Annotated in this window: 18 protein-coding genes and 1 riboswitch; of the genes, 12 read left to right on the plus strand and 6 right to left on the minus strand. The window is 69.9% G+C overall.

Translation table 11 applies throughout. From position 1 onward, the window contains the following. On the minus strand, positions 1-786 hold a 786-nt coding region (locus IFT89_RS16045; protein WP_244650765.1), incomplete at its 3' end, for a PEP-utilizing enzyme. A gap of 57 nt (positions 787-843) precedes the next feature. Between IFT89_RS16045 and IFT89_RS16050 the strand changes: the two genes are divergently transcribed. The 3 genes from IFT89_RS16050 (at position 844) to trpS (ending at position 4,082) form a co-directional block, all read left to right on the plus strand. Continuing rightward, the gene (locus tag IFT89_RS16050) at positions 844-2,151 is read left to right on the plus strand and encodes a YihY/virulence factor BrkB family protein (protein ID WP_202939450.1); all 1,308 of its coding nucleotides are present in this window, start codon (positions 844-846) and stop codon (positions 2,149-2,151) included. Between the two features lie 9 nt (positions 2,152-2,160). Further along, positions 2,161-3,006, plus strand: a complete 846-nt coding sequence (locus tag IFT89_RS16055) for an exodeoxyribonuclease III (RefSeq protein WP_079707339.1) — start codon at positions 2,161-2,163, stop codon at positions 3,004-3,006. A gap of 71 nt (positions 3,007-3,077) precedes the next feature. Continuing rightward, positions 3,078-4,082 carry a tryptophan--tRNA ligase gene (gene trpS / locus IFT89_RS16060; protein WP_202939451.1) on the plus strand — a complete coding sequence of 335 codons (1,005 nt, stop codon included), beginning with the start codon at positions 3,078-3,080 and terminating at the stop codon, positions 4,080-4,082. Between the two features lie 123 nt (positions 4,083-4,205). On the opposite strand, the gene glpK is transcribed toward trpS, so the two are convergent. From glpK to IFT89_RS16075, 3 genes are all read right to left on the minus strand, one after another. After that, positions 4,206-5,720 (minus strand): glycerol kinase GlpK, encoded by a 1,515-nt coding sequence (glpK, locus tag IFT89_RS16065; RefSeq protein ID WP_079707342.1) that lies wholly within the window; start codon positions 5,718-5,720, stop codon positions 4,206-4,208. Between the two features lie 101 nt (positions 5,721-5,821). Beyond that, a complete protein-coding gene (locus IFT89_RS16070) occupies positions 5,822-6,574 on the minus strand; it encodes an MIP/aquaporin family protein (protein ID WP_202939452.1) in 753 nt (250 codons plus the stop codon). 147 nt (positions 6,575-6,721) lie between these two features. Beyond that, on the minus strand, positions 6,722-8,458 hold the full coding sequence (locus IFT89_RS16075) for a glycerol-3-phosphate dehydrogenase/oxidase (RefSeq protein ID WP_202939453.1): 1,737 nt from the start codon (positions 8,456-8,458) through the stop codon (positions 6,722-6,724). Positions 8,459-8,592: 134 nt separating this feature from the next. On the opposite strand from IFT89_RS16075, the gene IFT89_RS16080 reads away from it, so the two are divergent. The 7 genes from IFT89_RS16080 to IFT89_RS16110 all read left to right on the plus strand — a co-directional run bounded on the left by IFT89_RS16080 (position 8,593) and on the right by IFT89_RS16110 (position 17,200). After that, complete coding sequence (locus IFT89_RS16080) at positions 8,593-9,579, plus strand: sugar-binding transcriptional regulator (protein WP_064294816.1); 987 nt, start codon at positions 8,593-8,595, stop codon at positions 9,577-9,579. A 90-nt stretch (positions 9,580-9,669) separates the two neighbouring features. Then, positions 9,670-9,831: riboswitch (FMN riboswitch) on the plus strand. Between the two features lie 80 nt (positions 9,832-9,911). After that, positions 9,912-10,988, plus strand: coding sequence for a bifunctional diaminohydroxyphosphoribosylaminopyrimidine deaminase/5-amino-6-(5-phosphoribosylamino)uracil reductase RibD (gene ribD / locus IFT89_RS16085; RefSeq protein ID WP_241160917.1), 1,077 nt, complete (start codon positions 9,912-9,914; stop codon positions 10,986-10,988). Between the two features lie 21 nt (positions 10,989-11,009). Further along, positions 11,010-11,705: a riboflavin synthase gene (locus IFT89_RS16090; protein ID WP_079707344.1), complete on the plus strand. Its 696-nt coding sequence runs from the start codon at positions 11,010-11,012 to the stop codon at positions 11,703-11,705. Further along, on the plus strand, positions 11,702-12,985 hold the full coding sequence (gene ribA / locus IFT89_RS16095; RefSeq protein WP_124769723.1) for a GTP cyclohydrolase II: 1,284 nt from the start codon (positions 11,702-11,704) through the stop codon (positions 12,983-12,985). The genes IFT89_RS16090 and ribA overlap by 4 nt, the downstream gene beginning before the upstream one ends. A gap of 83 nt (positions 12,986-13,068) precedes the next feature. Then, positions 13,069-13,539 carry a 6,7-dimethyl-8-ribityllumazine synthase gene (ribH, locus tag IFT89_RS16100; RefSeq protein WP_064294813.1) on the plus strand — a complete coding sequence of 157 codons (471 nt, stop codon included), beginning with the start codon at positions 13,069-13,071 and terminating at the stop codon, positions 13,537-13,539. Between the two features lie 203 nt (positions 13,540-13,742). Then, complete coding sequence (locus IFT89_RS16105) at positions 13,743-15,089, plus strand: MFS transporter (protein ID WP_079707347.1); 1,347 nt, start codon at positions 13,743-13,745, stop codon at positions 15,087-15,089. Positions 15,090-15,271: 182 nt separating this feature from the next. Next, complete coding sequence (locus tag IFT89_RS16110) at positions 15,272-17,200, plus strand: ABC transporter ATP-binding protein (RefSeq protein ID WP_202939454.1); 1,929 nt, start codon at positions 15,272-15,274, stop codon at positions 17,198-17,200. Positions 17,201-17,239: 39 nt separating this feature from the next. Here IFT89_RS16110 and IFT89_RS16115 read toward each other — a convergent pair whose 3' ends face one another. Further along, positions 17,240-19,105: a phosphoenolpyruvate carboxykinase (GTP) gene (locus IFT89_RS16115; RefSeq protein WP_202939455.1), complete on the minus strand. Its 1,866-nt coding sequence runs from the start codon at positions 19,103-19,105 to the stop codon at positions 17,240-17,242. 123 nt (positions 19,106-19,228) lie between these two features. On the opposite strand from IFT89_RS16115, the gene IFT89_RS16120 reads away from it, so the two are divergent. Then, positions 19,229-20,686 (plus strand): helix-turn-helix transcriptional regulator, encoded by a 1,458-nt coding sequence (locus IFT89_RS16120; protein WP_064294809.1) that lies wholly within the window; start codon positions 19,229-19,231, stop codon positions 20,684-20,686. Here the strand turns inward: IFT89_RS16120 and IFT89_RS16125 are convergent. After that, complete coding sequence (locus IFT89_RS16125) at positions 20,671-21,858, minus strand: DUF4192 family protein (RefSeq protein WP_191941500.1); 1,188 nt, start codon at positions 21,856-21,858, stop codon at positions 20,671-20,673. The two genes, IFT89_RS16120 and IFT89_RS16125, sit on opposite strands and share 16 nt — an antisense overlap. 223 nt (positions 21,859-22,081) lie before the next feature. Between IFT89_RS16125 and IFT89_RS16130 the strand changes: the two genes are divergently transcribed. Beyond that, the coding region (locus IFT89_RS16130) for a thiamine pyrophosphate-binding protein (protein ID WP_244650766.1) at positions 22,082-22,756 on the plus strand (675 nt) is incomplete at its 3' end.

Here is a 22,756-nt window from a genome sequence, read left to right on the forward strand (position 1 = left end):
CGGGGTGCCGTCGGCGAGTTCGCCCGGCGAGCGCGGTGAGACCCGCACGCGCTCGGCCGCGGTGGACCTGGCCGACCGCACCTCGCGCTTCGTCGGCGACCCGGTGACGACCCCGGCTCCGGCGTCGACGAGGACGATCTCACCGTCCTCGAACTGCTCGGCTCCGGCGACGCCCACGACGGCGATGAGGGACTGCTCGCGCGCGAGGATGGCCGTGTGCGAGGTCGCCGAGCCGCCACTCGTGACGAGCGCCAGCACCCGCTCGAGATCGAGGAGCGCGGCGTCGGCCGGAGCGAGGTCCGCGGCGACGAGGACGAACGGCTCGTCCGACTCGGGTGGTCCGGGGACAGGTCGACCGAGCAACCGCGCGATGACCCGTTGTGAGACGTCACCGACGTCGGTCGCACGCGCCGCCATCGGCTCCCCCAGGTTGAAGAGGACCTGCTGGACCGTCGCCAGGGCCTCGAACACGGCGCGCTCCGCGGAACGCCCCGCTGCGATGCGCGTCGCGACGTCCTCCGCGAGCGCCGGATCGTCGGCCATGACCGCCTGCGCTTCGAGCACGTCCTGTGCATGTCCACCAGCTCGTCGAGCCCGGTCCTCGAGGTCGGCCCGCGTCGCGCTGAGCGCCGCGACGGCCCGGGCCTGTTCGAGCGTGACGTCCCCGCCGAACGGGTCGGCGCTCGGTTCGGGCAGCGGTTCCGGCATGCGGAGCACGGGACCGGCGACGACGCCGCGTCCGACGCCGGTGCCGGTGAACGTGCGTTGCCCCTCCGCCTCGCGCATGGTTCGACCCTAGTGCACCGCCTCTCCCCCGGTCCGGCCCGCTTGTAGGCTGGTCGGGTGACCAATCCGCGTGCGCCGAGGAAGGACTCCGCCGACGCGCCGGACGCCGGTACGACCCCCAGGGTGCGGCTCCAACAGACGCCACCGCCACTCGTGTTCCAATGGATCCAGAACAGCGAGAACCCGTTCATCCGACGGCTCGCGCCCCGCGCGGCGAGAGCGGAGCGCGCCACGACGTGGGTCATGCGGCTGAAGCCCTATCGCGTCATCCATCGGTATCTCGCCATGGACGGCAACCTCCTGGCCGCCGGGATCAGCTTCCAGGCCGTCTTCGCCGTGTTCGCCGCGGTCTACGTCGGATTCGCCATCACCGGCATCTGGCTCGGCAACAACGCCGAGGTCTTCCAGGCACTGGTGGAGATCATCAACCGCGCCGTCCCCGGTCTCATCGGCACCGACGGCGAAGGCATCATCGCCGAGGAGCAGTTGTCGAGCGCCTCGCTGCTCGGCTGGACCGGGGTCATCGCCGCCGTCGGTCTCATCTGGACGGCGATCGGCTGGCTGTACTACACCCGGCAGGCGGTCAGGTCGATCTTCGCGCTCCCGAAGGTCGCGGCCAGCTTCTTCCTGCTCAAGGTCGTCGACCTCGTGCTGGCACTCGCCTTCGGCGTCCTCCTCCTCGTCTCCGCGACGCTGTCGGTCGCCAGCACCCAGGCACTCAGCTGGCTGCTGTCACTGGTCGGCTTGGAGGGCACCTTCTGGGTGACCGTCGGCAGCCGGGTCGTCGGCCTGGTCGTCGCGGTCGTCGTGAACCTCGTCACCCTCGGCGCCATGTACCGCGTGCTCAGCCGGATCCGGATCCCGTGGCGCAACCTCTTCGGAGGCGCGCTCCTCGGCAGTCTGGTGCTCTCGCTCCTGAGCGTCGCCAGCAGTGCGGTGATCGCCGGGGCCTCCCGGAACCCGTTGCTCGCGACCTTCGCGGTGTTCATCGGCCTCATGCTGTGGTTCAACCTCGTGAGCCGCGTCATCCTCGCATCCGCCGCCTGGATCGCCGTGGGGCTCGACGACCAGGGCATCAGTGTGCGCACGACGACGCCGGAGGAGCAGGCGGCCGAAGAGCTGGCGGCCAGGAGGCTGATCGCCGAGGCGGAACTGCGGGAGGCTCGCGAATCCCTCCGGCGCGCCAAGGGCCCGGCGGTCTGGTTCGCCCGCCGGCGCGTCCGGCACGCCGAGGAGGCCTCGGCCGAGCTCATCCGAGAGCACGGCGAAGCCCCCGAGTCGCCAGCGGCGGACGCGTCGGACCCACCTCATCGCCGACGCCCGGGCGGACGCCGGGGCCAGGGCGTTGTCGGCCCCCGCGACTAAGCTGGAGGCATGTCTGCACCCCTCCGCATCGCCAGTGTCAACGTCAACGGAGTCCGCGCGGCCTTCCGCAAAGGGATGGGCGACTGGCTCGAAGACCGCGGGGTCGACATCCTCGCTCTGCAGGAGGTCCGCGCCGCGACGAGCGACCTCGAGACGCTCTTCGGACCGGAGTGGAACATCCTGCACGATGCCGCGACCGCCAAGGGGCGCGCCGGCGTCGCGATCGTCAGCCGTCGCTCGGCGGGCATCCACCGCGTCGCCCTCGGAGCCGACGACTTCGACAGCGCGGGTCGGTGGATCGAGGCCGACTTCGACATCGACGGCACCCTCGTCACGGTCGTGAGCACCTACGTGCACTCCGGCGAGGTCGACACACCCAAGCAGGTCGAGAAGTTCCGCTTCCTCGAGGCGATGCTCGAGCGGCTGCCCGCACTGCGCGAGCACAACCCGCTGTCCCTCGTCGTCGGCGACCTCAACGTCGGCCACACCGAGCTCGACATCAAGAACTGGAAGGGCAACGTCAAGCGTGCCGGCTTCCTGCCCGCGGAGCGGTCCTACTTCGACCGCTACCTCGGCCCGGCTGGTGAGACCGTGACGGGCGTCGACGGCGTGACCGGCACCGGCCTCGGCTGGGTCGACATCGGGCGCCAGTCCGCCGGCCAGGTCCCCGGTCCCTACACCTGGTGGTCCCAGCGCGGCCAGGCCTTCGACACCGACACCGGCTGGCGCATCGACTACCAGCTCGCCACCCCCGAGCTCGCGGCCCTCGCGTCCGGCTACACGATCGACCGCGCCGCGGCGTACGACCAGCGATGGTCCGATCACGCCCCCGTCGTCGTCGACTACGCCGTCTGACCCTTCGGCATCACGCCACCCCACCACTCCGTGCCCCGGCTCCGGCCACTCATCCCTCTGCGAGAACCCACATGACCAAGCCACGCCTGTACTCCGGCATGCAGCCCTCCGCCGACTCGCTCCACCTCGGCAACTACATCGGCGCCCTCCTGCAGTGGAAGCAGATGCAGCAAGAGCACGACGCCTTCTTCAGCATCGTCGACCTGCACGCGATCACGGTGCCGCAGGACCCCGCCGAGCTCCGCGAGAAGACCCGTCGCACGGCCGCCCAGTACATCGCCGCAGGCATCGACCCCTCGGCGTCGACCCTGTACGTCCAGTCGCACGTCCCGGCGCACGCACAGCTCGCCTGGGTGCTCAACACGATCACCGGCATGGGCGAGGCCGCGCGCATGACGCAGTTCAAGGACAAGTCAGCGAAGCACGGGCGCGACGCCTCGTCGGTCGGGCTCTTCGCCTACCCGATCCTCATGGCGGCGGACATCCTGCTCTACCAGACCGACATCGTGCCGGTCGGCGACGACCAGCGGCAGCACATCGAGCTCACGCGCGACCTCGCCGAGCGGTTCAACGCCCGCTTCGGCGACACCTTCGTCGTCCCGAAGGCGCAGATCCAGAAGGACTCCGCACGCATCTACGACCTCCAGAACCCGACGTCGAAGATGTCGAAGTCCGCTGAGACCCCGGCGGGGATCATCTGGTTGCTCGACGAGCCGAAGGTCACACAGAAGAAGATCATGCGTGCGGTCACCGACAACGATGGCGTCATCGCCTTCGACGCACAGGAGAAGCCCGGTGTCTCGAACCTGCTGAGCATCTACTCCGCGATCACCGGCTCCCCCATCGAGGCCGTCGTCGGCGAGTTCGAGGGTCGTGGCTACGGCGACCTCAAGAAGGGTCTCGCCGAGGTCGTCGTGGGCGAACTCGAGCCGGTCCGTGCGCGCGCGCTCGAGCTCCTCGACGACCCCGCCGAGCTCGACCGCCTGCTCGCGGTCAACGCCGCGCGCGCGACCGAGGTCGCCGAGCAGACCCTCGCCGAGGTCTACGACCGCGTCGGACTCCTCCGCCCCGTCTGATCCCGCCGTCCGTTCGCCCATCTTCGGGCGAACGAGGGCTCCGTCGCCCGAAGATGGGCGAACGGACCACGACAGAACGGCCCGCCCTCCGCGAGGAGGACGGGCCGTTCCGGTCGGTCGTGACTACTGCACGTCGTCGTCGACCCAGTCGAAGGTCTTCGTGACGGCCTTCTTCCAGTTGCGGTAGAGGCGGTCGCGCTCTGCGGAGTCCATGTTGGGCTCCCAGCGCTTGTCCTCCTGCCAGTTCTTCGCGAGGTCGTCGAGGTCGGACCAGAAGCCGACGGCGAGACCGGCCGCGTAGGCCGCGCCGAGCGCCGTGGTCTCCGCGACGACCGGTCGGATGACCGGGACGCCGAGGATGTCGGCCTGGAACTGCATGAGCGTGTCGTTGGCGGTCATGCCGCCGTCGACCTTGAGCTCCGTCAGCGGGACACCCGAGTCGGCGTTGACGGCGTCGATGACCTCGGCCGTCTGGAACGCAGTCGACTCGAGGGCGGCCCGGGCGATGTGGCCCTTGTTGACGTACCGGGTGAGCCCGACGAGCGCACCGCGGGCGTCCGGACGCCAGTACGGCGCGAACAGCCCGGAGAACGCCGGCACGAAGTACGCGCCACCGTTGTCCTCGACGGTCTTGGCGAGCGCCTCGACCTCGGGAGCGGAGGAGAACATGCCGAGGTTGTCGCGCAGCCACTGGACGAGCGAACCGGTCACGGCGATCGAACCCTCGAGCGCGTAGTGCGGCTTCGCGTCGCCGAGCTTGTAGCCGAGCGTCGTCAGCAGGCCGTTCTCGGAGTGGACGATCTCCTCACCGGTGTTGAAGATGATGAAGTTACCGGTGCCGTAGGTGTTCTTGGCCTCGCCCTGCTGGAACGCCGCCTGCCCGAAGGTCGCCGCCTGCTGGTCGCCGAGGATGCCGGCGATCGGCGTCTCGCGGAGGAGGCTGTCGTCGGACGCGTGGCCGTAGATCTCGGAGGAGCTCTTGATCTCCGGGAGCATCGACTTCGGGACGCCGAACGCCTTGAGGATCTCGTCGTCCCACTGCAGGGTCTCGAGGTCCATGAAGAGCGTGCGCGAGGCGTTGGTGACGTCGGTGACGTGCACGCCGCCGTTGACACCTCCGGTGAGGTTCCAGATGACCCAGCTGTCGGTCGTGCCGAAGAGGAGGTCGCCCGCCTCGGCCTTCTCGCGAGCACCCTCGACGTTCTCGAGGATCCAGACGATCTTGGTGCCGGAGAAGTAGGTCGCCAGCGGCAGGCCGACGGTCTTCTTGAAGCGCTCGACGCCACCGTCCGCAGCGAGGCGGTTCACGATGTCCTGCGTGCGCGTGTCCTGCCAGACGATCGCGTTGTAGACGGGCTGACCGGTGGTCTTGTCCCAGACGACGGCGGTCTCGCGCTGGTTCGTGATGCCGATGGCCGCGATGGCGTGCCGGGTGATGTTGGCCTTGCTGAGCGCCTGGCCGATGACCTCGCGGGTGTTGTTCCAGATCTGGTTCGGGTTGTGCTCGACCCAGCCGGCCTTCGGGAAGATCTGCTCGTGCTCGAGCTGGCCCGTCGAGACGATCGATCCGCTCTTGTCGAAGACGATGGCCCGGGAACTCGTCGTCCCCTGGTCGATTGCGATGACGTAGTCCGCCATTGGATACTCCTTCGTTGCGTGCGTTGCGAGGTGAGGCACCGGAACCGGTACCCCGGGGTGCCGCGGCGGTGATCGTGTCCGGTCACCGCCGCGGCGTCAGGTCAGACGGCCGGGAGCAGCACCATCGAGGCGAGGGCCGCGAGGACACCACCGAGCAGGGGGCCGACGACCGGCACCCAGGCGTAGGACCAGTCGCTCTTGCCCTTGCCCTTGATGGGGAGGAGGGCGTGGGCGATGCGCGGACCGAGGTCACGTGCCGGGTTGATCGCGTAGCCGGTCGGGCCACCGAGGGAGGCACCGATACCGACGACGAGCAGGGCGACGGGCAGGGCGCCGAGGGCGGCGAGTCCCGCGGGGACGCCCTCGATGACCACCGCGTCGGGGCCGGTCTTGCCGAAGGACATCACGACGAAGACGAGGACGAAGGTCGCGATGACCTCGGTCACGAGGTTCCAGCCGTAGCTGCGGATCTCCGGACCGGTCGAGAAGACACCGAGCTTCTTGCCCGGGTCCTCCTCCTGGTCGAAGTGCTGCTTGAAGGCGAAGTACGTCAGCACGGCACCGATGAAGGCACCGACCATCTGCGCCGCCCAGTAGACGAGCGCCGTACCGAAGTCGATCGACCCCGTGGTGAGGAAGCCGATCGTGACGGCGGGGTTCAGGTGCCCGCCGGAGGCGTAGGACACCGTGACACCGGCGAAGACCGCGAGGCCCCAACCGAAGTTGATGAGCAGCCAGCCGCCACCGAGGCCCTTGGATTTCGTGAGGATCGCCGTGGCGACCACACCGGTACCGAGGAGGACGAGCATCGCCGTCCCCACGGTCTCGGAGAGGAAGATGGTTCCGAGGTTCATGTCTTCATTGACCTTTCATAGGTGTGGCCGTGTGGGGGCCGACGCCGCGGCGCGAGCCCCCGCTGGGCGAGGTTGCACTGACCAGATGCTTGTAAGGTAGCCAGCTCCTGTTGCACAGGACAAGGGCCTTGCCTGCACATTCGTGCATTATGAGAACGCCGGGGCCTCCTTGGCGGCGTCGACCCGGAGGTCGACCTGGTGGGCGTCGCGCAGTCGGTCGAGCGCTGCGGTGATCTGCGCGGTCCGCTCGGCGTCGTCCCACCCGAGGACGCCGCCGACGACGCGGGCGATCTCGTCGACGAGGCCGGCGGTCAGCGATCCGGTGAAGGCGAGGCTGGTGCGACGGTGCAGCACGTCGGAGAGGTGCACGACCTGCTCCTGCTCGACGAGGTACTCCAGCTCCTGCACGCTGTAGTCGGCAGCCCCCTGCAAGCGGTCGTCGCCGTGCTCCGCCAGGTGCTCGAGGAGTGCGGCGGCCTTCGTGCCGTACCGGCCCAGCAGCTGCTCGGCACGCTTGGCACCGGTGCCGTCCTCGTGCGCGGCGACCCAGGTGCGCGTCGCCGAGTCGGTGCGCGGGAAGCCGGCGCCGCCGCCGATCGCGAGTCCGAGGGTCTCCACGGGACGCGGGGCCCCGATGGTGTTGAGCACGTCCGTGCTGAGGTGCTCGGCGAGTGCCCGGAAGGTGGTCCACTTGCCACCGACGAGGCTGAACACGGTGGTGGACGGACGTGCAGCGGCGGCCCGGCGCTCGATCCGGTAGTCGCGCGACACGAAGCCGGGGGCCTCGTCGTCGTGCTTCGGGAGCGGGCGGATGCCGGAGAACCGGTAGACGATCTGCTCGCGCGAGGTCGCGATGGTCGGGAAGACGTGCTTCACGAGGTCGAAGAAGTAGTCGACCTCCTCCTCGGTGCAGACGCTCGGGGTGCTCGGGTCGGCGTCGATGTCGGTCGTGCCGACCATGACCTTGCCCTTGAGCGGGTAGATGAGGACGATGCGGCCGTCCTCGTGCTCGAAGAAGATCTCGCGCCCCTTGGTGGCCGCGTAGAGCTCCGCGTTGTCGAGGACGATGTGCGAGCCCTTCGTGCCACCCATGTAGGTCGTCGGCTCGCCGAGGCCGGCGTTCGTGAGGTCGGTCCAGGGGCCGGAGGTGTTGACCACGACGTCACTCGTCACGGTGAAGGTCTGGCCGGTGACGGTGTCGCGGAGCTCGACGCCGTCGGCTCCCATGCCGACCGCCTCGACGTAGTTGACGGCGCGGGCGTGCGGGCCGGCGGCGAGGCCGTCCATGAGGACGTCGAGTGCGAGACGCTCCGGGTCGTGCATGGAGGCGTCGTAGTAGGTCGCCGTGTACTTGAGGCCCGGGTTCATCTTCGGCAGGTCGGCGAGGGACTTCTTGCGGCCGTGGAAGCGGTGACGCGGCACGCTGCCACCGTCGCGGGAGAAGGAGTCGTACGCGGTGAGGCCGACCTTGATGAGCAGCGCACCACGCTCCTGCGGCTTGCCCTGCTTGTGGGTGAGGAAGCGCAGCGGTGCGGAGAGGATCCCGGAGAAGGTCGAGAAGATCGGGACCGTGGTCTCGAGCGGCTTCACGTAGTGCGGGGCGATCTTGATGAGCCCGTTGCGCTCCTGCACCGACTCCTGGACGAGGCGGAACTCGCCGTTCTCGAGGTACCGGATACCGCCGTGGATCATGTGGCTCGACGCGGCGGAGGCGCCGGAGGCCCAGTCGTTGCGTTCCACGAGTGTGACGTCGACACCCTGGAGCGCGAGGTCGCGGAAGGTCGCGATGCCGTTGATGCCGCCGCCGATGATGAGCACCGACGCCTGCGGGCGGTCGATGACGGACTGGACGGTGGAACGGGGAGCTGACGACTTGAGGGACATGAGATGCCTCGCTTCTTCGCGGTTGGTACGCGACGCTGCCGGGATTGCGCGCCGCTGAATGATGTGACTGAATACATCGTGACACCCGCTGCAACTCTGAACAGCCCTAGTGAACAAACGTGCAAGGAGACCCGATGTCGCTCGCAGACGCGCTCAGCCAGCCGGACAGGACGGCCGAGGCGCTCCGTGCCGCGCAGCTGTATTACGTGCAGGACCTCACCATGGAGGCCATCGCCCAGGAGCTCCACACCTCCCGGTCGTCGGTGTCCCGCCTGCTCGGTTATGCGCGGGAAAGCGGGCTCGTCGACATCCAGGTGCGCTCCCCGCACGACATGCCGTCGCGGCTCGAGGCGGAGTTCCGCGACCGCTTCGGGGTGACCGCCCACATCGTCCCGGTCCCGGACCACACGAGCGACATCGACCGCCTGGAGCGGGTCGCCCTCTCGGCTGCACGTTTTCTCGGCTCGGTGTTCGACTCGAACATGACGCTCGGCCTGGCATGGGGCTCGACCGTGAGTGCGGTGGCGAGGCACCTCACCCCCAAGCGGACCCACAACTCGCAGATCGTCCAGCTGAACGGTGCGGCCAACACGCGCACCTCGGGCATCCTCTACGCGAGCGAGATCCTGCATCGGTACGCGGACGCTTACGGGGCCTACGCGCAGCAGTTCGCGGTGCCGGCCTTCTTCGACGACCCGTCGACCAAACTCGCCCTCTGGCGGGAGCGCAGCATCCGCCGGGTGCTCGAGATCCAGCGCCGCATGGACGTCGCACTGTTCGGTCTCGGTTCGCAGCTGTCGGGTGTGCCCAGCCACGTGTACGTCGGCGGTTACCTCGACGACAGCGACTTCGAGGCGCTCGCGAGCGCCGGCGCGGTCGGGGACGTCGCGACCGTGTTCTTCCGCGCCGACGGTTCCTGGCGGGACATCCCCTTCAACAACCGTGCGTCCGGGCCCGACCTCGACGTGCTGCGCGGCGTCTCCCGCCGGATCTGCGTGGTCGCGGGAGCCGCCAAGGTGCCCCCGCTCCTCGGGGCGTTGGCGGGCGGGCTCATCTCCGACCTCGTGGTCGACGAGGGAACCGCCCGCGCGGCGATCGACCAGCACGACGCCCAGCGCTGACCCCGGCCGCATCAGGCGCTGCAACCGGGCGTCATCCGAACCGGGAATAGGGCACCCACTCAGCCCGTTGACCTAGAATCGACAACACGTAACGTGCTCCGGGGTCGGTGAGAGTCCGAACCGGCGGTGATAGTCCGCGACCCGTGTCTCGCGCAAGCGAGGCCCGGTTGACCTGGTGGAACTCCAGGACCGACGGTTATGAACGCGTCTGCTCGCAGGCGGCGTTCGAGTCCGGATGGAAGGAAGCACGGGCGTCGGCCGATGGCCGACGCCGGCGAGCACCTGCCCGCGACCCCGGAACTCGTGTCAGTACCGACCGAGATGACGGACAGATGAGCGCAGGAACCGAGGCACCGCAGGCGAGTGTCCGCGAGGAGCAGGCCATGCTGCGCGCGCTCGAACTCGCCGCCAACGGCCCTGCCCGCGGGGTCAACCCCCGCGTCGGCTGCGTCATCCTCGACGCTGACGGCACCGTGATCGCCGAGGGCTGGCACCGTGGAGCCGGCACCCCGCATGCGGAGGTCGACGCCCTGTCCCGCCTCGCTCCCGGAGCGGTCCGCGGCGCGACGGCCGTCGTCACCCTGGAACCCTGCAACCACACGGGCCGGACCGGACCGTGTGCCGTCGCCCTCCTCGAGGCCGGTGTCGAGCGCGTCGTGTTCGCCGTGGACGACCCCGGCCACCACTCCGGAGGTGGAGCGGAACGACTCCGCGACGGCGGCGTCACCGTCGTCGGCGGTGTGCTCGCCGGACCGGCGGAGGACCTCCTCGGTGACTGGCTCACCACCGCCCGCCTCGGGCGTCCGCTCGTGACGGTGAAGTGGGCCTCGAGTCTCGACGGGCGGATCGCCGCGAGCGACGGCACGAGCCGCTGGATCACCGGCGATGCCGCGCGCGACGACGTCCACCGTCGACGGGCCGCCCACGATGCGATCCTCGTCGGCACGGGGACGGTCCTCGCCGACGATCCGAGCCTCACCGCTCGCGACGACCGCGGCGACCTCCTGCCCGAGCAGCCATTGCCCGTCGTCATGGGCGATCGCCAGATCCCCCTGGACGCCGCCGTCCACCGCCACCCCCGGCCGGTCGTCGTCCACCACGGGCATGATCCGGCTGCGCTGTTAGCCGAGCTCCGCGCCGCGGGCGTCCGGAGCGTCTTCATCGAGGGCGGCCCGACCATCGCCACAGCGTTCCTCCGCGCAGGACTCGCCGACACGGTCCTCACCTACCTCGCCCCCGTGCTCCTCGGCGGCCCTCGCCTCGCGATCGGCGACCTCGGTGTCGACACCATCGGCGATGTGATCCGCCTCACCACCGTCGGCGTCGAACGACTCGGCGACGACCTCCTCGTCATCACGACACCCGACCGCAGCGTCTCCGCCTCGGCCGCCCACCACCTCACCGCCTGACCCCCAGAGAACGGACCACCCATGTTCACGGGCATCATCGAAGAACTCGGCACGATCGTCGCCATCGACCACGGCGAGGACTCGGCACGGTTCACCGTCCGCGGCCCGCTCGCCCTCGAGGGCACCAGGCACGGGGACTCCATCGCCGTGAGCGGTGTCTGCCTCACCGTCGTCGAGCAGACCGGCGAGACGTTCACGGCCGACGTCATGGCCCAGACCCTCGCAATGAGCTCCCTCGACGGCGTCACGGTCGGATCTCCGGTCAACCTCGAACGCGCGGCCCGCGTCGGCGACCGCCTCGGCGGCCACATCGTCCAAGGCCACGTCGACGGCACCGGCACCGTCCTGGCCACGGTGCCCGGCGAGGCCTGGCGCGTCGTGCGCGTCTCGCTCCCCGCGGCACTCGCGCCGCTCGTCGTCGACAAGGGATCGATCACCGTCGACGGCGTCTCGCTCACCGTCAGCGCCATCAGCGCACCGGACGCACCGGAAGCCTGGTTCGAGGTGTCCCTCATCCCCGAGACGCTGGCCGCGACGACGCTCGGTGAGCGCGTCCCCGGCGATCGTGTGAACCTCGAGACCGACATCCTCGCCCGCCACGTCGAGCGAATGCTCGCATTCAGCCGTCTCGAGTCGGCACTCCCCAGCAGCATCGGCCAGGATCCGCAGTCCGCGGACCCGGTCGGCACCACCGCCACCGGAAGGGGCAACGCATGAGCATCGCCAGCATCCCGGAGGCCCTCGAGGCACTCCGCCAGGGCCGACCGGTCATCGTGGCCGACGACGAGGGCCGAGAGAACGAGGGCGACGTGATCCTCGCCGCGGAGTCCGCCACCCAGGAGTGGATCGCGTGGACGGTCCGACACTCCTCCGGATTCATCTGCGCACCGATGACGAACGAGATCGCCGACCGCCTGGCCCTCCCGCCGATGGTCGCGCTCAACGAGGACCCCAGAGGCACCGCGTACACCGTCACGGTCGACGCGGCCGACCGGCTCAGCACCGGCATCAGCGCCGCCGACCGCGCCCACACCCTGCGCGTGCTCGCCGACCCGGCGTCCGTGCCCGCCAGTCTCTCGCGCCCCGGACACATCGTCCCGTTGCGCGCCGTCGACGGCGGGGTGCGTGAGCGCGACGGCCACACGGAGGCGGCCGTCGACCTCATGAAGCTCGCGGGGCTGGTCCCCGTCGGGGCGATCTCCGAGATCGTCGCCGACGATGGCGAGATGATGCGCCTGCCCGGCCTCATCGCGCTCGGGGAGCGGGAGGGCGTGCTCGTCACGACGATCGCCGCACTCATCGCCTTCCTCGAGGAGAACCCCGATGCGGCTGCGGTCTGCGCCGAGGAACGCGCCGCCCAGGCGGCCATCCCCGAATCGTCGAACGTGTCGTTCGAGGTGGAGACGACCGTCCCGACGACGCACGGCTCGTTCCGGTTGCGCGCCTACCGCGACCGCAGGACCGGTGCCGACCACGTCGCCATCATCGCCGGCGACCCGCAGGCCATCGGTGCGCTCGTGCGCGTCCACTCCGAGTGCCTGACCGGCGAGGCGTTCGGCTCGCTCAAGTGCGAGTGCGGTCCGCAGCTCGACAGTGCTCTGGACACCATCCAGCGCCACGGCGGAGTCGTCGTCTACCTGCGCGGGCACGAAGGGCGCGGCATCGGCCTCGTCAACAAGCTGCGCGCCTACCGGTTGCAGGAGGACGGTCTCGACACCCTCGACGCCAACCTCGCGCTCGGGTTGCCGGCCGACGCCCGCGACTACACGGCGGCGAGCGCGATCCTGACGGACCTCGGCATCACCTCCGTGCGCCTGCTCTCGAACAACCCGGAGAAGGAGCGACAGCTCACGAACCACGGCATCGCCGTGAGCGAGCGCGTCCCGCTGGTGGTCGGCGTCGGCCTGTTCAACGAGAGCTACCTCGAGACGAAGCGCGACCGCATGGGCCACAGCATCGGGTTCGAGCTCGCACCCGAACCGCACCCCCACCAGTAGTCCACCGCCGCCCTCGATTCCTTCGAGGAGCGCGAACACCACCAACCCCTCGACGCGCTCGAGGGAAGAAGACAGGAGACCGCATGAGCGGCGAAGGATCCCCCACCATCAGCGTCGACGGCACCGGCCTCGACATCGTCGTCATCGCCGGCACCTGGCACGAGACCATCACCGACGGTCTCATCGCCGGAGCCGTCAAGGCCCTCGATGCGAGCGGCGCCAACCACCGCCTCGTGCGGGTCCCCGGGAGCTTCGAACTCCCGGTCGTCGCCAAGGCCGCCCTCGAGGCCGGGGCCGACGCGGTCGTCGCACTCGGGGTCATCATCCGTGGCGGCACGCCGCACTTCGAGTACGTCTCCGACGCCGCGACGAGTGGCCTCACGCAGGTGAGCATCCAGACGGGCAAGCCCGTCGGCTTCGGCGTCCTCACCCTCGACGACGAGAAGCAGGGGCTCGACCGCGCAGGGCTGCCCGGGTCGAAGGAGGACAAGGGGGCGGAGGCCGCTGATGCCGCCGTCGCGACCGCGGTCGTCCTCCGCGAGCTGCGCGGCTGACCCGAGCAGAGGCGCATCACGCGGCATTCCGGTATCGGTATACGCCCGTCCGGGCAACCGAATACCGGAATGCCGTACTTCGGCGTACAGTGTCATGGTCCTGCCACAAGCGGGCGAACCTCTGATCCTGCCGTCGTCGGCGGGCGTGCGCGACCGGTGCTGATGCTTCGACGGCGTCCATTCCCGAACCGAAACGCGCACGCATGTCTCTCGAAGCAACCCCAGTCACCAAGGCCCCGGTCAATCCGCGCTCCCGAGTCGTCCTCGCCAGCCTCATCGGCACGACGATCGAGTTCTACGACTTCTACGTCTACGCGACGGCCGCCGTCCTCGTCTTCCCGCACCTCTTCTTCCCGAGTGAGGACCCGACCGCGGGTCTCCTCGCCTCCTTCGCCGTGTTCGGCGCCGCGATGGTGGCCCGCCCCGTCGGTGCCGTCATCTTCGGGCACCTCGGCGACAAACGCGGTCGGAAGGCGACCCTCGTCGGCGCCCTCCTCACCATGGGGATCGCGACCTTCCTCATCGGCCTGCTGCCGACCTACCAGCTCGTCGGCTGGGTCGCCCCGCTGCTCCTCGTGATCCTCCGCATCGGTCAGGGCTTCGCGCTCGGCGGCGAATGGTCGGGCGCCGCCCTCGTCGCGACGGAGAACGCGCCGACCGGCAAGCGTGCCCTGTTCGGCACGTTCCCGCAGCTCGGTGCGCCGATCGGCTTCATCATCGCCAACGGACTGTTCCTGATCATCGCGGCGATCCTGCCGAGCGACGACCCGTCAATGCCGTCCGAGGCGTTCCTCGAGTGGGGCTGGCGCATCCCGTTCCTCTTCTCCGTCGTCATGGTCATCGTCGGCCTCTGGGTCCGTCTCCGTCTCGTCGAGAGCAACGCGTTCACGAACGCGAAGGAGCAGGGCAAGGTGCAGCGGTCGCCGCTCGCGAGCGTCGTCAAGCTGCACTGGCGCAAGCTGCTCCTCGGCACCTTCTTCATGCTCGCCACCTACGTGCTCTTCTACCTGATGACGACGTTCTCCCTGAGCTACGGCCGTGCGCCACTCGACGCCCCGGTCGCCGGGCTCGGCTACAGCTACACGACCTTCGTGCTCATGCTCATCGCCGGCGTGGTCTTCTTCGGGATCTTCACGCTCGTGTCCGGTCCCTTCGCCGACAAGTACGGACGCCGCAAGACGCTCATCGTCGTGACGAGCGCGATCCTCGTGTTCGGTCTCGTCTGGGTCCCGCTGCTCGGCGCCGGGTTCACCGGGGTCATGATCTGGCTCATCATCGGATTCAGCCTCATGGGGTTCACCTTCGGACCGATGGGCGCCCTGCTGCCCGAGCTGTTCCCGACGAACGTGCGGTACACCGGGTCCGGGATCTCCTACAACGTGTCGTCGATCCTCGGTGCCGCGGTCGCACCGTTCATCGCCGTCGCGCTGTGGAGCGCCGGCGGCGGCAGCCCGTTCTGGGTCGGCGTCTACCTCTCGGCGATGGCCCTGATCACGCTCGTCGCCCTCATCGTCTCCAAGGAGACCAAGGACGTCGACATCGACGCCTGATCGAGGCGACCACCGAGGGCCGGTGCGTGGAGGACGTCTCCGCGCACCGGCCCTCGGTGCGTCCGCGCTCGGTGCGTCGGCTTCGGGCTCGGCGCGTGCGACCGTCGCCTAGAGTTGAACCACGGTGCGCCGTCGCCATGGACGTCTCGGAGCCGCGCACCGCACCTCGGAGGAAGAGCACCATGAGCACCCCAGCGCGCCCGGCACGCAGCCGCAACCCGTTCAGCCGACCGAAGGACGACGGTCCCCGCGCGAGCCTCAAGCAGCTCATGCCGTACATCTTCGAGCACCGCTCGATCCTCATCGTCGTCATCATCCTGAGCGTCATCGGAGCGGCCGCGTCACTCGCCCAGCCGCTCATCGTCAGCCAGGTGATCGGGGTCGTCGAGGCGGGCCGGTCGCTCGGCAACCTGGCGTGGCTCCTCGTCGGGCTCGTCGTGGTCTCCGGCGTCATCAGCGGGTACCAGCACTACCTCCTCCAGCGCGCCGGCACCGGGGTCGTGTACTCCTCCCGGCGCCAGCTGATCGCGCGCATCTTCCGGCTGCCGATCAGCCAGTTCGACACGCGCCGCACCGGCGACCTCGTCTCGCGGGTCGGCAGTGATACGACCATGCTCTACGCCGTCCTGACGCAGGGCTTCGTGGACGCCGTCGGCGGTGCCATCACCTTCCTCGGCGCACTCATCGCGATGGCGATCATCGACCCCGTCCTGCTGGGTCTCACCCTCCTCGTCGTCATCGTCTCGGTCGTCGTCGTCGTCGCCCTGAGCGGACGCATCCGCGTCGCCAGCCGCGAGCAGCAGACCAAGGTGGGCGAGCTCGCCGCCGCGGTCGAGCGCGCCATCAGCTCCATCCGCACCATCCGGGCGTCCAACGCGACCGACCGCGAGATCGACGCGGTGGACGGCGTGGCCAAGGAGGTCTACGGCGTCGGCGTGCGGATCGCGAAGATCTCCTCGCTGGTCGTCCCGGTCGCCGGCATCGCCATGCAGACCTCGTTCCTGGTCGTCCTGGGCGTCGGTGGGTTCCGGGTCGCGTCCGGGGCCATCACCATCGCGAGTCTCGTCGCGTTCATCCTCTTCCTGTTCATGATGATCATGCCGCTCGGCCAGGCCTTCGGTGCGATCACGAGCGTCAACCAGGCGCTCGGAGCGCTCGGCCGGATCCAGGAGATCCTCGACCTGCCCGACGAGGGCGACGACGACGCGGCCATCGCCGCGCGGGTCGGACGTCCCGGGACCGCCTCAGCGTCCGCTCCGGCGATCGAGTTCGACGGGGTCGAGTTCGCCTACCCGGACGCGGCGGTCATCGAGCGCGAACGGGCCGCAGCGGAAGCGCTTGCCACCGAGGCGCTGAGCGAGGGCACCAGCGCGCCGGAGGTCGTCGCCGCCGATGCCGCCCGACTCACCGAGGCGCAGTCCGCGCTCGGTCGTCAGGTGCTCCGTGGGGTGTCCTTCGCCGCGATGCAGGGCAGACGCACGGCGCTCGTCGGACCGTCCGGCGCCGGCAAGAGCACCATCCTCGGGCTCATCGAACGGTTCTACGACCCGACGGACGGAGCCATCCGCCTGGGCGGCGTGGACATCCGCACGATCCCCCGCGCCGACCTCCGGGACCAGATCGGATACGTGGAGCAGGACGCCCCGGTCCTCGCCGGCACGCTGCGCGACAACCTGCTGCTGTCGTCACCGGATGCGAGCGACGCCGACTGCGAGCGCGTGCTGCACGCGGTCAACCTCGGCGGGGTCCTCGACCGCAACCAGCTCGGTCTCGCCGCTCCGGTCGGCGAGGACGGCATCATGTTGTCGGGTGGCGAGCGGCAACGCCTCGCGATCGCGCGCGCCATCCTCGCGGCTCCCCCGATCCTGTTGTTGGACGAGTCGACCTCGAGCCTCGACGGCGTCAACGAGCAGATGATGCGCGAGGCCATCGACGCGGTCGCGACGGGACGCACGCTCATCGTCATCGCGCACCGGCTCTCGACCGTCGTCGACAGCGATCAGATCGTCGTCCTCGAGGAGGGTCGGGTGGTCGGCGTCGGCACCCACAGCGACCTCGTGACCGAGGTCCCGCTCTACCGCGAGCTCGCCAAGCACCAGCTCCTCGTGTGACGCTCCGCTCGCCCGACCGTCGTCGGGCGAGCGGACACATCAGGACCGGAGGCGGTAGCGCAGGGCGGCGAGTTCCGCACGGAGGGCGGCCGGGACGCGGCTGCCGAAGGTGTCGAAGAAGGACTCGGTGAGGTCGCACTCGACGAGCCAGGACTCGCGATCGACGGCGAACAGGGCGTCGAGGTCGGCGTCCGGCACGTCGATGCCGTCGAGGTTCAGCTCGTCGAGGACCGGCAACCGGCCGATCGCCGACTCCCGTGCGTCGACCTCGTGCTCGAGCCGCCGCACGATCCACTCGATGACCCGCGAGTTCTCGCCAAAGCCCGGCCACAGGAAGGAGCCGTCGGCGTCCTTCCGGAACCAGTTGACCTGGAAGATCCGCGGCGCCTTGCCGTGCTCGAGTGCACCGCCGACCCGCAACCAGTGACTCCAGTAGTCCGCCATGTTGTAGCCGCAGAACGGGAGCATCGCGAAGGGGTCGCGACGGAGCTCCCCGACCGTGCCCTCAGCGGCGGCGGTCTGCTCGGAGGAGATCGTCGCACCCATGAACACGCCGTGCTCCCAGCTGCTGGCCTCGACCACGAGCGGGACGTTCGTGGCACGACGCCCGCCGAAGAGGATCGCGTCGAGCGGGACGCCGTCGGCCGCGTCCCAGTCGTCGGCGATCGACGGGCATTGCGCCGCCGCGACGGTGAACCGCGAGTTCGGGTGGGCCGCCGGGCGCCCCGACTCGGGCGTCCAGTCCTGCCCCTGCCAGTCGACGAGGTGGGCGGGGGGCTCGGGGGTCAGCCCCTCCCACCAGACGTCTCCGTCGTCGCGGAGCGCGACGTTGGTGAAGATCGTGTTGCCCCACAGGGTGTCGACGGCCGTCGCATTCGTGCCGGCGCCCGTGCCGGGTGCGACCCCGAAGAAGCCGGCCTCCGGGTTGATGGCGTACAGACGTCCGTCGTCGCCGGGCCGGATCCACGCGATGTCGTCGCCGAGGGTCTCGACCGTCCACCCGGGGATCGTCGGCCGCAGCATCGCGAGGTTGGTCTTGCCACAGGCCGAGGGGAACGCGGCGGCGATGTGGAACGCCCGGCCCTCCGGCGAGACGACCCGGACCAGCAGCATGTGCTCGGCCAACCAGCCCTCATCGCGTCCGATGACCGAGGCGATCCGCAGCGCGAAGCACTTCTTCGCGAGGAGTGCGTTACCGCCGTAGCCGGAACCGAACGACCACACTTCGCGCGTCTCCGGGAACTGGACGATGTACTTGGTGTCGTTGCACGGCCAGACCACGTCGGCCTGCCCCGCTTCGAGCGGAGCGCCGACCGAGTGGACGGTCCGGACCCACGGCTGTCCGTCGGCGATGAGCTCAAGGACGCGATCGCCCATCCGCGTCATGATGCCCATGCTGAGGACCGCGTACGCCGAATCGGTGATCTGCACGCCGAGCTGCGAGAGCGGCCCGCCGACCGCGCCCATCGAGAACGGCACGACGTACATCGTGCGGCCGCGCATGCTGCCGGCGAAGACCCCGTACAATTCGTCGCGCATCACCGCGGGATCCCGCCAGTTGTTCGTCGGGCCGGCGTCCTCCTCCTGCTCGGAGCAGATGAAGGTGCGGTCCTCGACGCGCGCGACGTCGCGCGGATCGCTGCGGGCGAGGAAACTGTTCGGCCGCCACTCCGGGTTGAGCTTGATCAGCTTCCCCTCCTCGACGAGCTGGTGGGTGAGCCGGTGCGACTCGCTCGCGGAGCCGTCGACCCAGTGGATCGCAGACGGCTCCAGGAGGGCCGCCAGGTCGTCGACCCAGTCGTGCAGCTCGGCGAGGCCGCTCCGCTTCGGGCGCGGCACCGCTCGGAGCCCCACGCGGGCGGCGGGAGCGGGTGCGGTATCGGGAATCAGTTCTGCGATGGACATGCGTTCCTCCGGCGTTGGTGGGACGGTCAAGAAGTGGTCGTAGAGCCACCATGCGCCCGTATCGGTCGATCTTCACGGTCTTTCACCCTTCAAGAATCGGGGTTCTTTCGATACGGTGAAGGAATGACTCCGACTCCCGCATCGACCGCCGCCGCCGAACTCCTCACGCTCGGCCATCGGATCCGGCACTTCCGGACCCGGCGAGGCCTCACCCTCGACGACCTCGGTGAACGGGTCGGCCTGGCGGCGAGCCAGCTCTCCCTCATCGAGAACGGAAAGCGCGAGCCGAAGCTGTCGGTGCTGCAGGAGCTGACGACCGCGCTCGGCGTCGACCTGACCGACCTCCTGTCGAAGGAGGCACCGAACCCCCGCGCGGCGCTGGAGATCGAGCTGGACCGCCTCCAGCGCAGTGCCCTCTACGGCGAGTTGACCCTGCCGATCGTCAAGCCGTCGAAGGGTATCCCCGACGAGGCCCTCCGCGCACTCGTGGGCCTGCACCGCGAACTGCAGCGGCACGCGAGCGAGGCGATCGCGACCCCGGAGGAGGCGCGGCGTGCCAACACCGAGTTGCGGGAGTGGATGCGGGAGCGTGACAACCACCTGCCCGAGATCGAGGAACTCGCGGAGTCGCGCGTGCTGCGCGCCGGGCACAGTACCGGCGCACTCACCCACCGTACGGTGAGCATCATGGCGGAACAGCTCGGCTTCGACCTCATCTACGTCAACGACCTGCCGCACTCCGCGCGCAGCGTCACCGATCTCGAGAACGGGCGCATCTACCTGCCACCGGCGTCGATCCCCGGCGGGCACGGCCTGCGGTCCATGGCCCTGCAGGCGATGGCGCACCGCCTGCTCGGGCACCAGCGTCCGACGAGCTACGCCGAGTTCCTCCGGCAACGGCTCGAGATCAACTACTTCGCTGCGGCGGCGCTCATGCCGCAGACGGCCGCGGTGTCGTTCCTGCAGCAGGCCAAGCGCGATCGCAACCTGGCCGTCGAGGACTTCCGCGACGCCTTCGGGGTCACCCATGAGGCCGCGGCGCTGCGCCTGACCAACCTGGCGACCGCCCGGCTCGACATGCGCCTGCACTTCCTGCGGGTCTCCGAGGACGGGGCGATCTCGAAGGCCTATGAGAACGATGCGCTGCCGCTGCCCGTCGACGTGACGGGCGCGGTGGAGGGCCAGATCGTGTGCCGGAAGTGGAGCGCGCGGAACGCCTTCGCGCGGACGAACCGCACCACGGAGCTCTACCAGTACACCGACACCCCGGCCGGTACCTTCTGGTGTGCGACGCAGACCGGCACGACCGAGGCCGGCGAGTTCTCGATCTCGGTCGGCGTGCCCTGGGGCGAGGCGAAGTGGTTCCGCGGACGGGAGACCACGACGCGTGCGGTCTCCACCTGCCCGGACCCGACCTGCTGCCGTCGACCACCGTCGGACCTCGCCGACAAGTGGCGGGAGCAGGCTTGGCCGAGCGCCCGGTTGCACACCCACATCCTCTCCCCACTGCCGAGCGGCACCTTCCCGGGCGTCGACGACTCCGAGGTCTACGACTTCCTCGAGCGTCACGCGGCGGGCTGATCGCTCGGCGCGGCTACGCCGACGCGTGTTCCCGGGGCGCTGCAGAACGCCCAGGCCGGGAGGTGCCCCTGGCGGATCAGCGACCCGACGGTCGCCGCCAGCGGGTGGTCCAGCTCCTCGTCGACCAGCTCTGCGAGGAAGGCGGTCGCGCGCGTGCTCTGGCCGAGCGCCCACGACAGCCAGGCGAGCATGGCGAGCGGCGCGACGCGTGCCGACTCCGACGCTCGCGCCGCGACGCCGAGGAGCAGGCTGCTCGCCGCCCGGATGCGCTGGATATCGGGATGCGGTCCGTCGCCGACCAGCAGGTGGGCGACCCGGTGGAACACCTCCGGGTCGTCCGTCCCGACCGGCAGATGCCCGTACGCGCGTTCGGCGTCGTCGAGTTCCTCACCCAGCTCGCGCCCGAACGCCCACTGCATGAGTGCGAGATCGCTCGCCCACGGGCGTGACAGGCTCAGCAACAGGAAGGCCACTTCCCGGGCGGTCATCCCCTCGACGCCGCGGGCGAGCGCGTCCTCGAAGACCGCAGGAAGGCCGTCGAGTCGTTCCACGGCGTCTCCGACGTCGATCCGCCAGGTCGTGCGGGCGCGATCGGCGGCCGCGTCGAGCATGGAGGCCAGTCGAGCGCAGAGCACCCGGTACTCGAGGTCGACGGCTGCGAACGTCGCCACGTCCACCGACGGGACCTCGGTCGTGACGAGCTCCCAGGGGAGCGGTGGGACCGGCGGGACCGCCGCCGAGGCCACGATCGCCGGCGGACGCCCTCCGGCGGGGAGTCCGGGGTCGAGGTAGGAGCCCCATCCGTCGGCGGCCGAGCAGAGGGCGTCTTTGACCGTGAACCCCTGCGCGCTCGCCAGCTCCAGGACGGCGTCGGCGATCGTCCTGCCCGGCGGCTCCGCCCCGGCTCCGAACGCGTCGTCCGTGTAGACCACGGGCACGATGGCGTCGACACCCGGAGCCCGGCAGGCGAACCCGAGGGCGCGCTCCGCGGCGGCGTCCGCCACCTGCCGGTCGACGTCCGTTCCGGCCGGCAGGTGCACCTGGAGTGCGCCGCGGCTGTAACGGCCCGCGAACAGGACGACGACGAGACTCGATCTCGGAGTGCTTCCGACGAGTCCGGGGATGAGGGCGAGGAGGTCTTCGGCCGCGTTGGCCTGCACGATGTGGTTCATGGAGCCAGCCTCCGTCGAACCCGGGTCCGACTGTCCGGCAGGCGTCACGGATGTGGAGCGGATGCTGTCGCTGCCGCACTGTGCAGCGCGGTCGCTGCGGAGTAGAGTGTGCTCGTCAGACTCCGCAGCACGGGGGTCGTTGCTCGAAAAAAGGGCGATAGCGCGGCCAGCACCGGCGAGACACACACGGAATCCCATCCGTCCACGTTCTCGAAGGTCTCCCATGTCCGAACACGCTTCGTCGACCGTTCCCACGTCGATCCGCTCCTCCACCGTCTCCGCCCGGGTGGCACAGGCACTCAGCCGCCATGTCTCCGAGGTGTTCGGTGTCATGGGCAACGGCAACGCGCATCTCCTCGACGCCCTCGCCGCTACCACGACCCGCTTCACCGCCATGCGCCACGAGGCCGGGGGCGTCGCCGCAGCCGACGCCTACGCCCGCGCGGGCGGCGGTCTCGCTGCCGCGACTGCGACCTACGGAGCCGGATTCACCAACACCCTGACGCCCCTCGCGGAGGCGGTGATGGCTCAGATCCCGCTGATCCTCGTCGTCGGTGACGCCCCGACCACCGGGGCCCGCCCCTGGGACGTCGACCAGTTCCAGATCGCCGCCGGGCTCGGTGCACCGACCTTCACCGTCGGTCGTGAGGACGCCACCGCGACCACGCTCCGTGCCATCGAGCACGCCGTCCACCGCCGGACCGCGGTCGTGCTCGCGATCCCCTACGACCTCGCCGCCGTGGCGTCCGACGAGCCGCTGCGGGCGGACGGGACACCACACCACCCGGCGCTCGTCCGGCCCTCCCGCGTGGAGCCCGTCGCGAGGCGCCTGGACACCGCCGCCGCCGCTCTGCGCAGCGCACACCGTCCGCTCATCCTGGCCGGGCGTGGAGCCTGG

It is taken from the genome of Plantibacter sp. CFBP 13570, from assembly GCF_014841395.1.
GTDB classification, from domain to species: Bacteria; Actinomycetota; Actinomycetes; order Actinomycetales; family Microbacteriaceae; genus Plantibacter; species Plantibacter auratus.

Coding starts and splice junctions, on each gene's coding strand:
- IFT89_RS16055 (WP_079707339.1), top strand. CDS start 2,161: ATGTCTGCACCCCTCCGCATCGCCAGTGTCAACGTCAACGGAGTCCGC.
- trpS (WP_202939451.1), top strand. CDS start 3,078: ATGACCAAGCCACGCCTGTACTCCGGCATGCAGCCCTCCGCCGACTCG.
- glpK (WP_079707342.1), bottom strand. CDS start 5,720: ATGGCGGACTACGTCATCGCAATCGACCAGGGGACGACGAGTTCCCGG.
- IFT89_RS16070 (WP_202939452.1), bottom strand. CDS start 6,574: ATGAACCTCGGAACCATCTTCCTCTCCGAGACCGTGGGGACGGCGATG.
- IFT89_RS16075 (WP_202939453.1), bottom strand. CDS start 8,458: ATGTCCCTCAAGTCGTCAGCTCCCCGTTCCACCGTCCAGTCCGTCATC.
- IFT89_RS16080 (WP_064294816.1), top strand. CDS start 8,593: ATGTCGCTCGCAGACGCGCTCAGCCAGCCGGACAGGACGGCCGAGGCG.
- ribD (WP_241160917.1), top strand. CDS start 9,912: ATGAGCGCAGGAACCGAGGCACCGCAGGCGAGTGTCCGCGAGGAGCAG.
- IFT89_RS16090 (WP_079707344.1), top strand. CDS start 11,010: ATGTTCACGGGCATCATCGAAGAACTCGGCACGATCGTCGCCATCGAC.
- ribA (WP_124769723.1), top strand. CDS start 11,702: ATGAGCATCGCCAGCATCCCGGAGGCCCTCGAGGCACTCCGCCAGGGC.
- ribH (WP_064294813.1), top strand. CDS start 13,069: ATGAGCGGCGAAGGATCCCCCACCATCAGCGTCGACGGCACCGGCCTC.
- IFT89_RS16105 (WP_079707347.1), top strand. CDS start 13,743: ATGTCTCTCGAAGCAACCCCAGTCACCAAGGCCCCGGTCAATCCGCGC.
- IFT89_RS16110 (WP_202939454.1), top strand. CDS start 15,272: ATGAGCACCCCAGCGCGCCCGGCACGCAGCCGCAACCCGTTCAGCCGA.
- IFT89_RS16115 (WP_202939455.1), bottom strand. CDS start 19,105: ATGTCCATCGCAGAACTGATTCCCGATACCGCACCCGCTCCCGCCGCC.
- IFT89_RS16120 (WP_064294809.1), top strand. CDS start 19,229: ATGACTCCGACTCCCGCATCGACCGCCGCCGCCGAACTCCTCACGCTC.
- IFT89_RS16125 (WP_191941500.1), bottom strand. CDS start 21,858: ATGAACCACATCGTGCAGGCCAACGCGGCCGAAGACCTCCTCGCCCTC.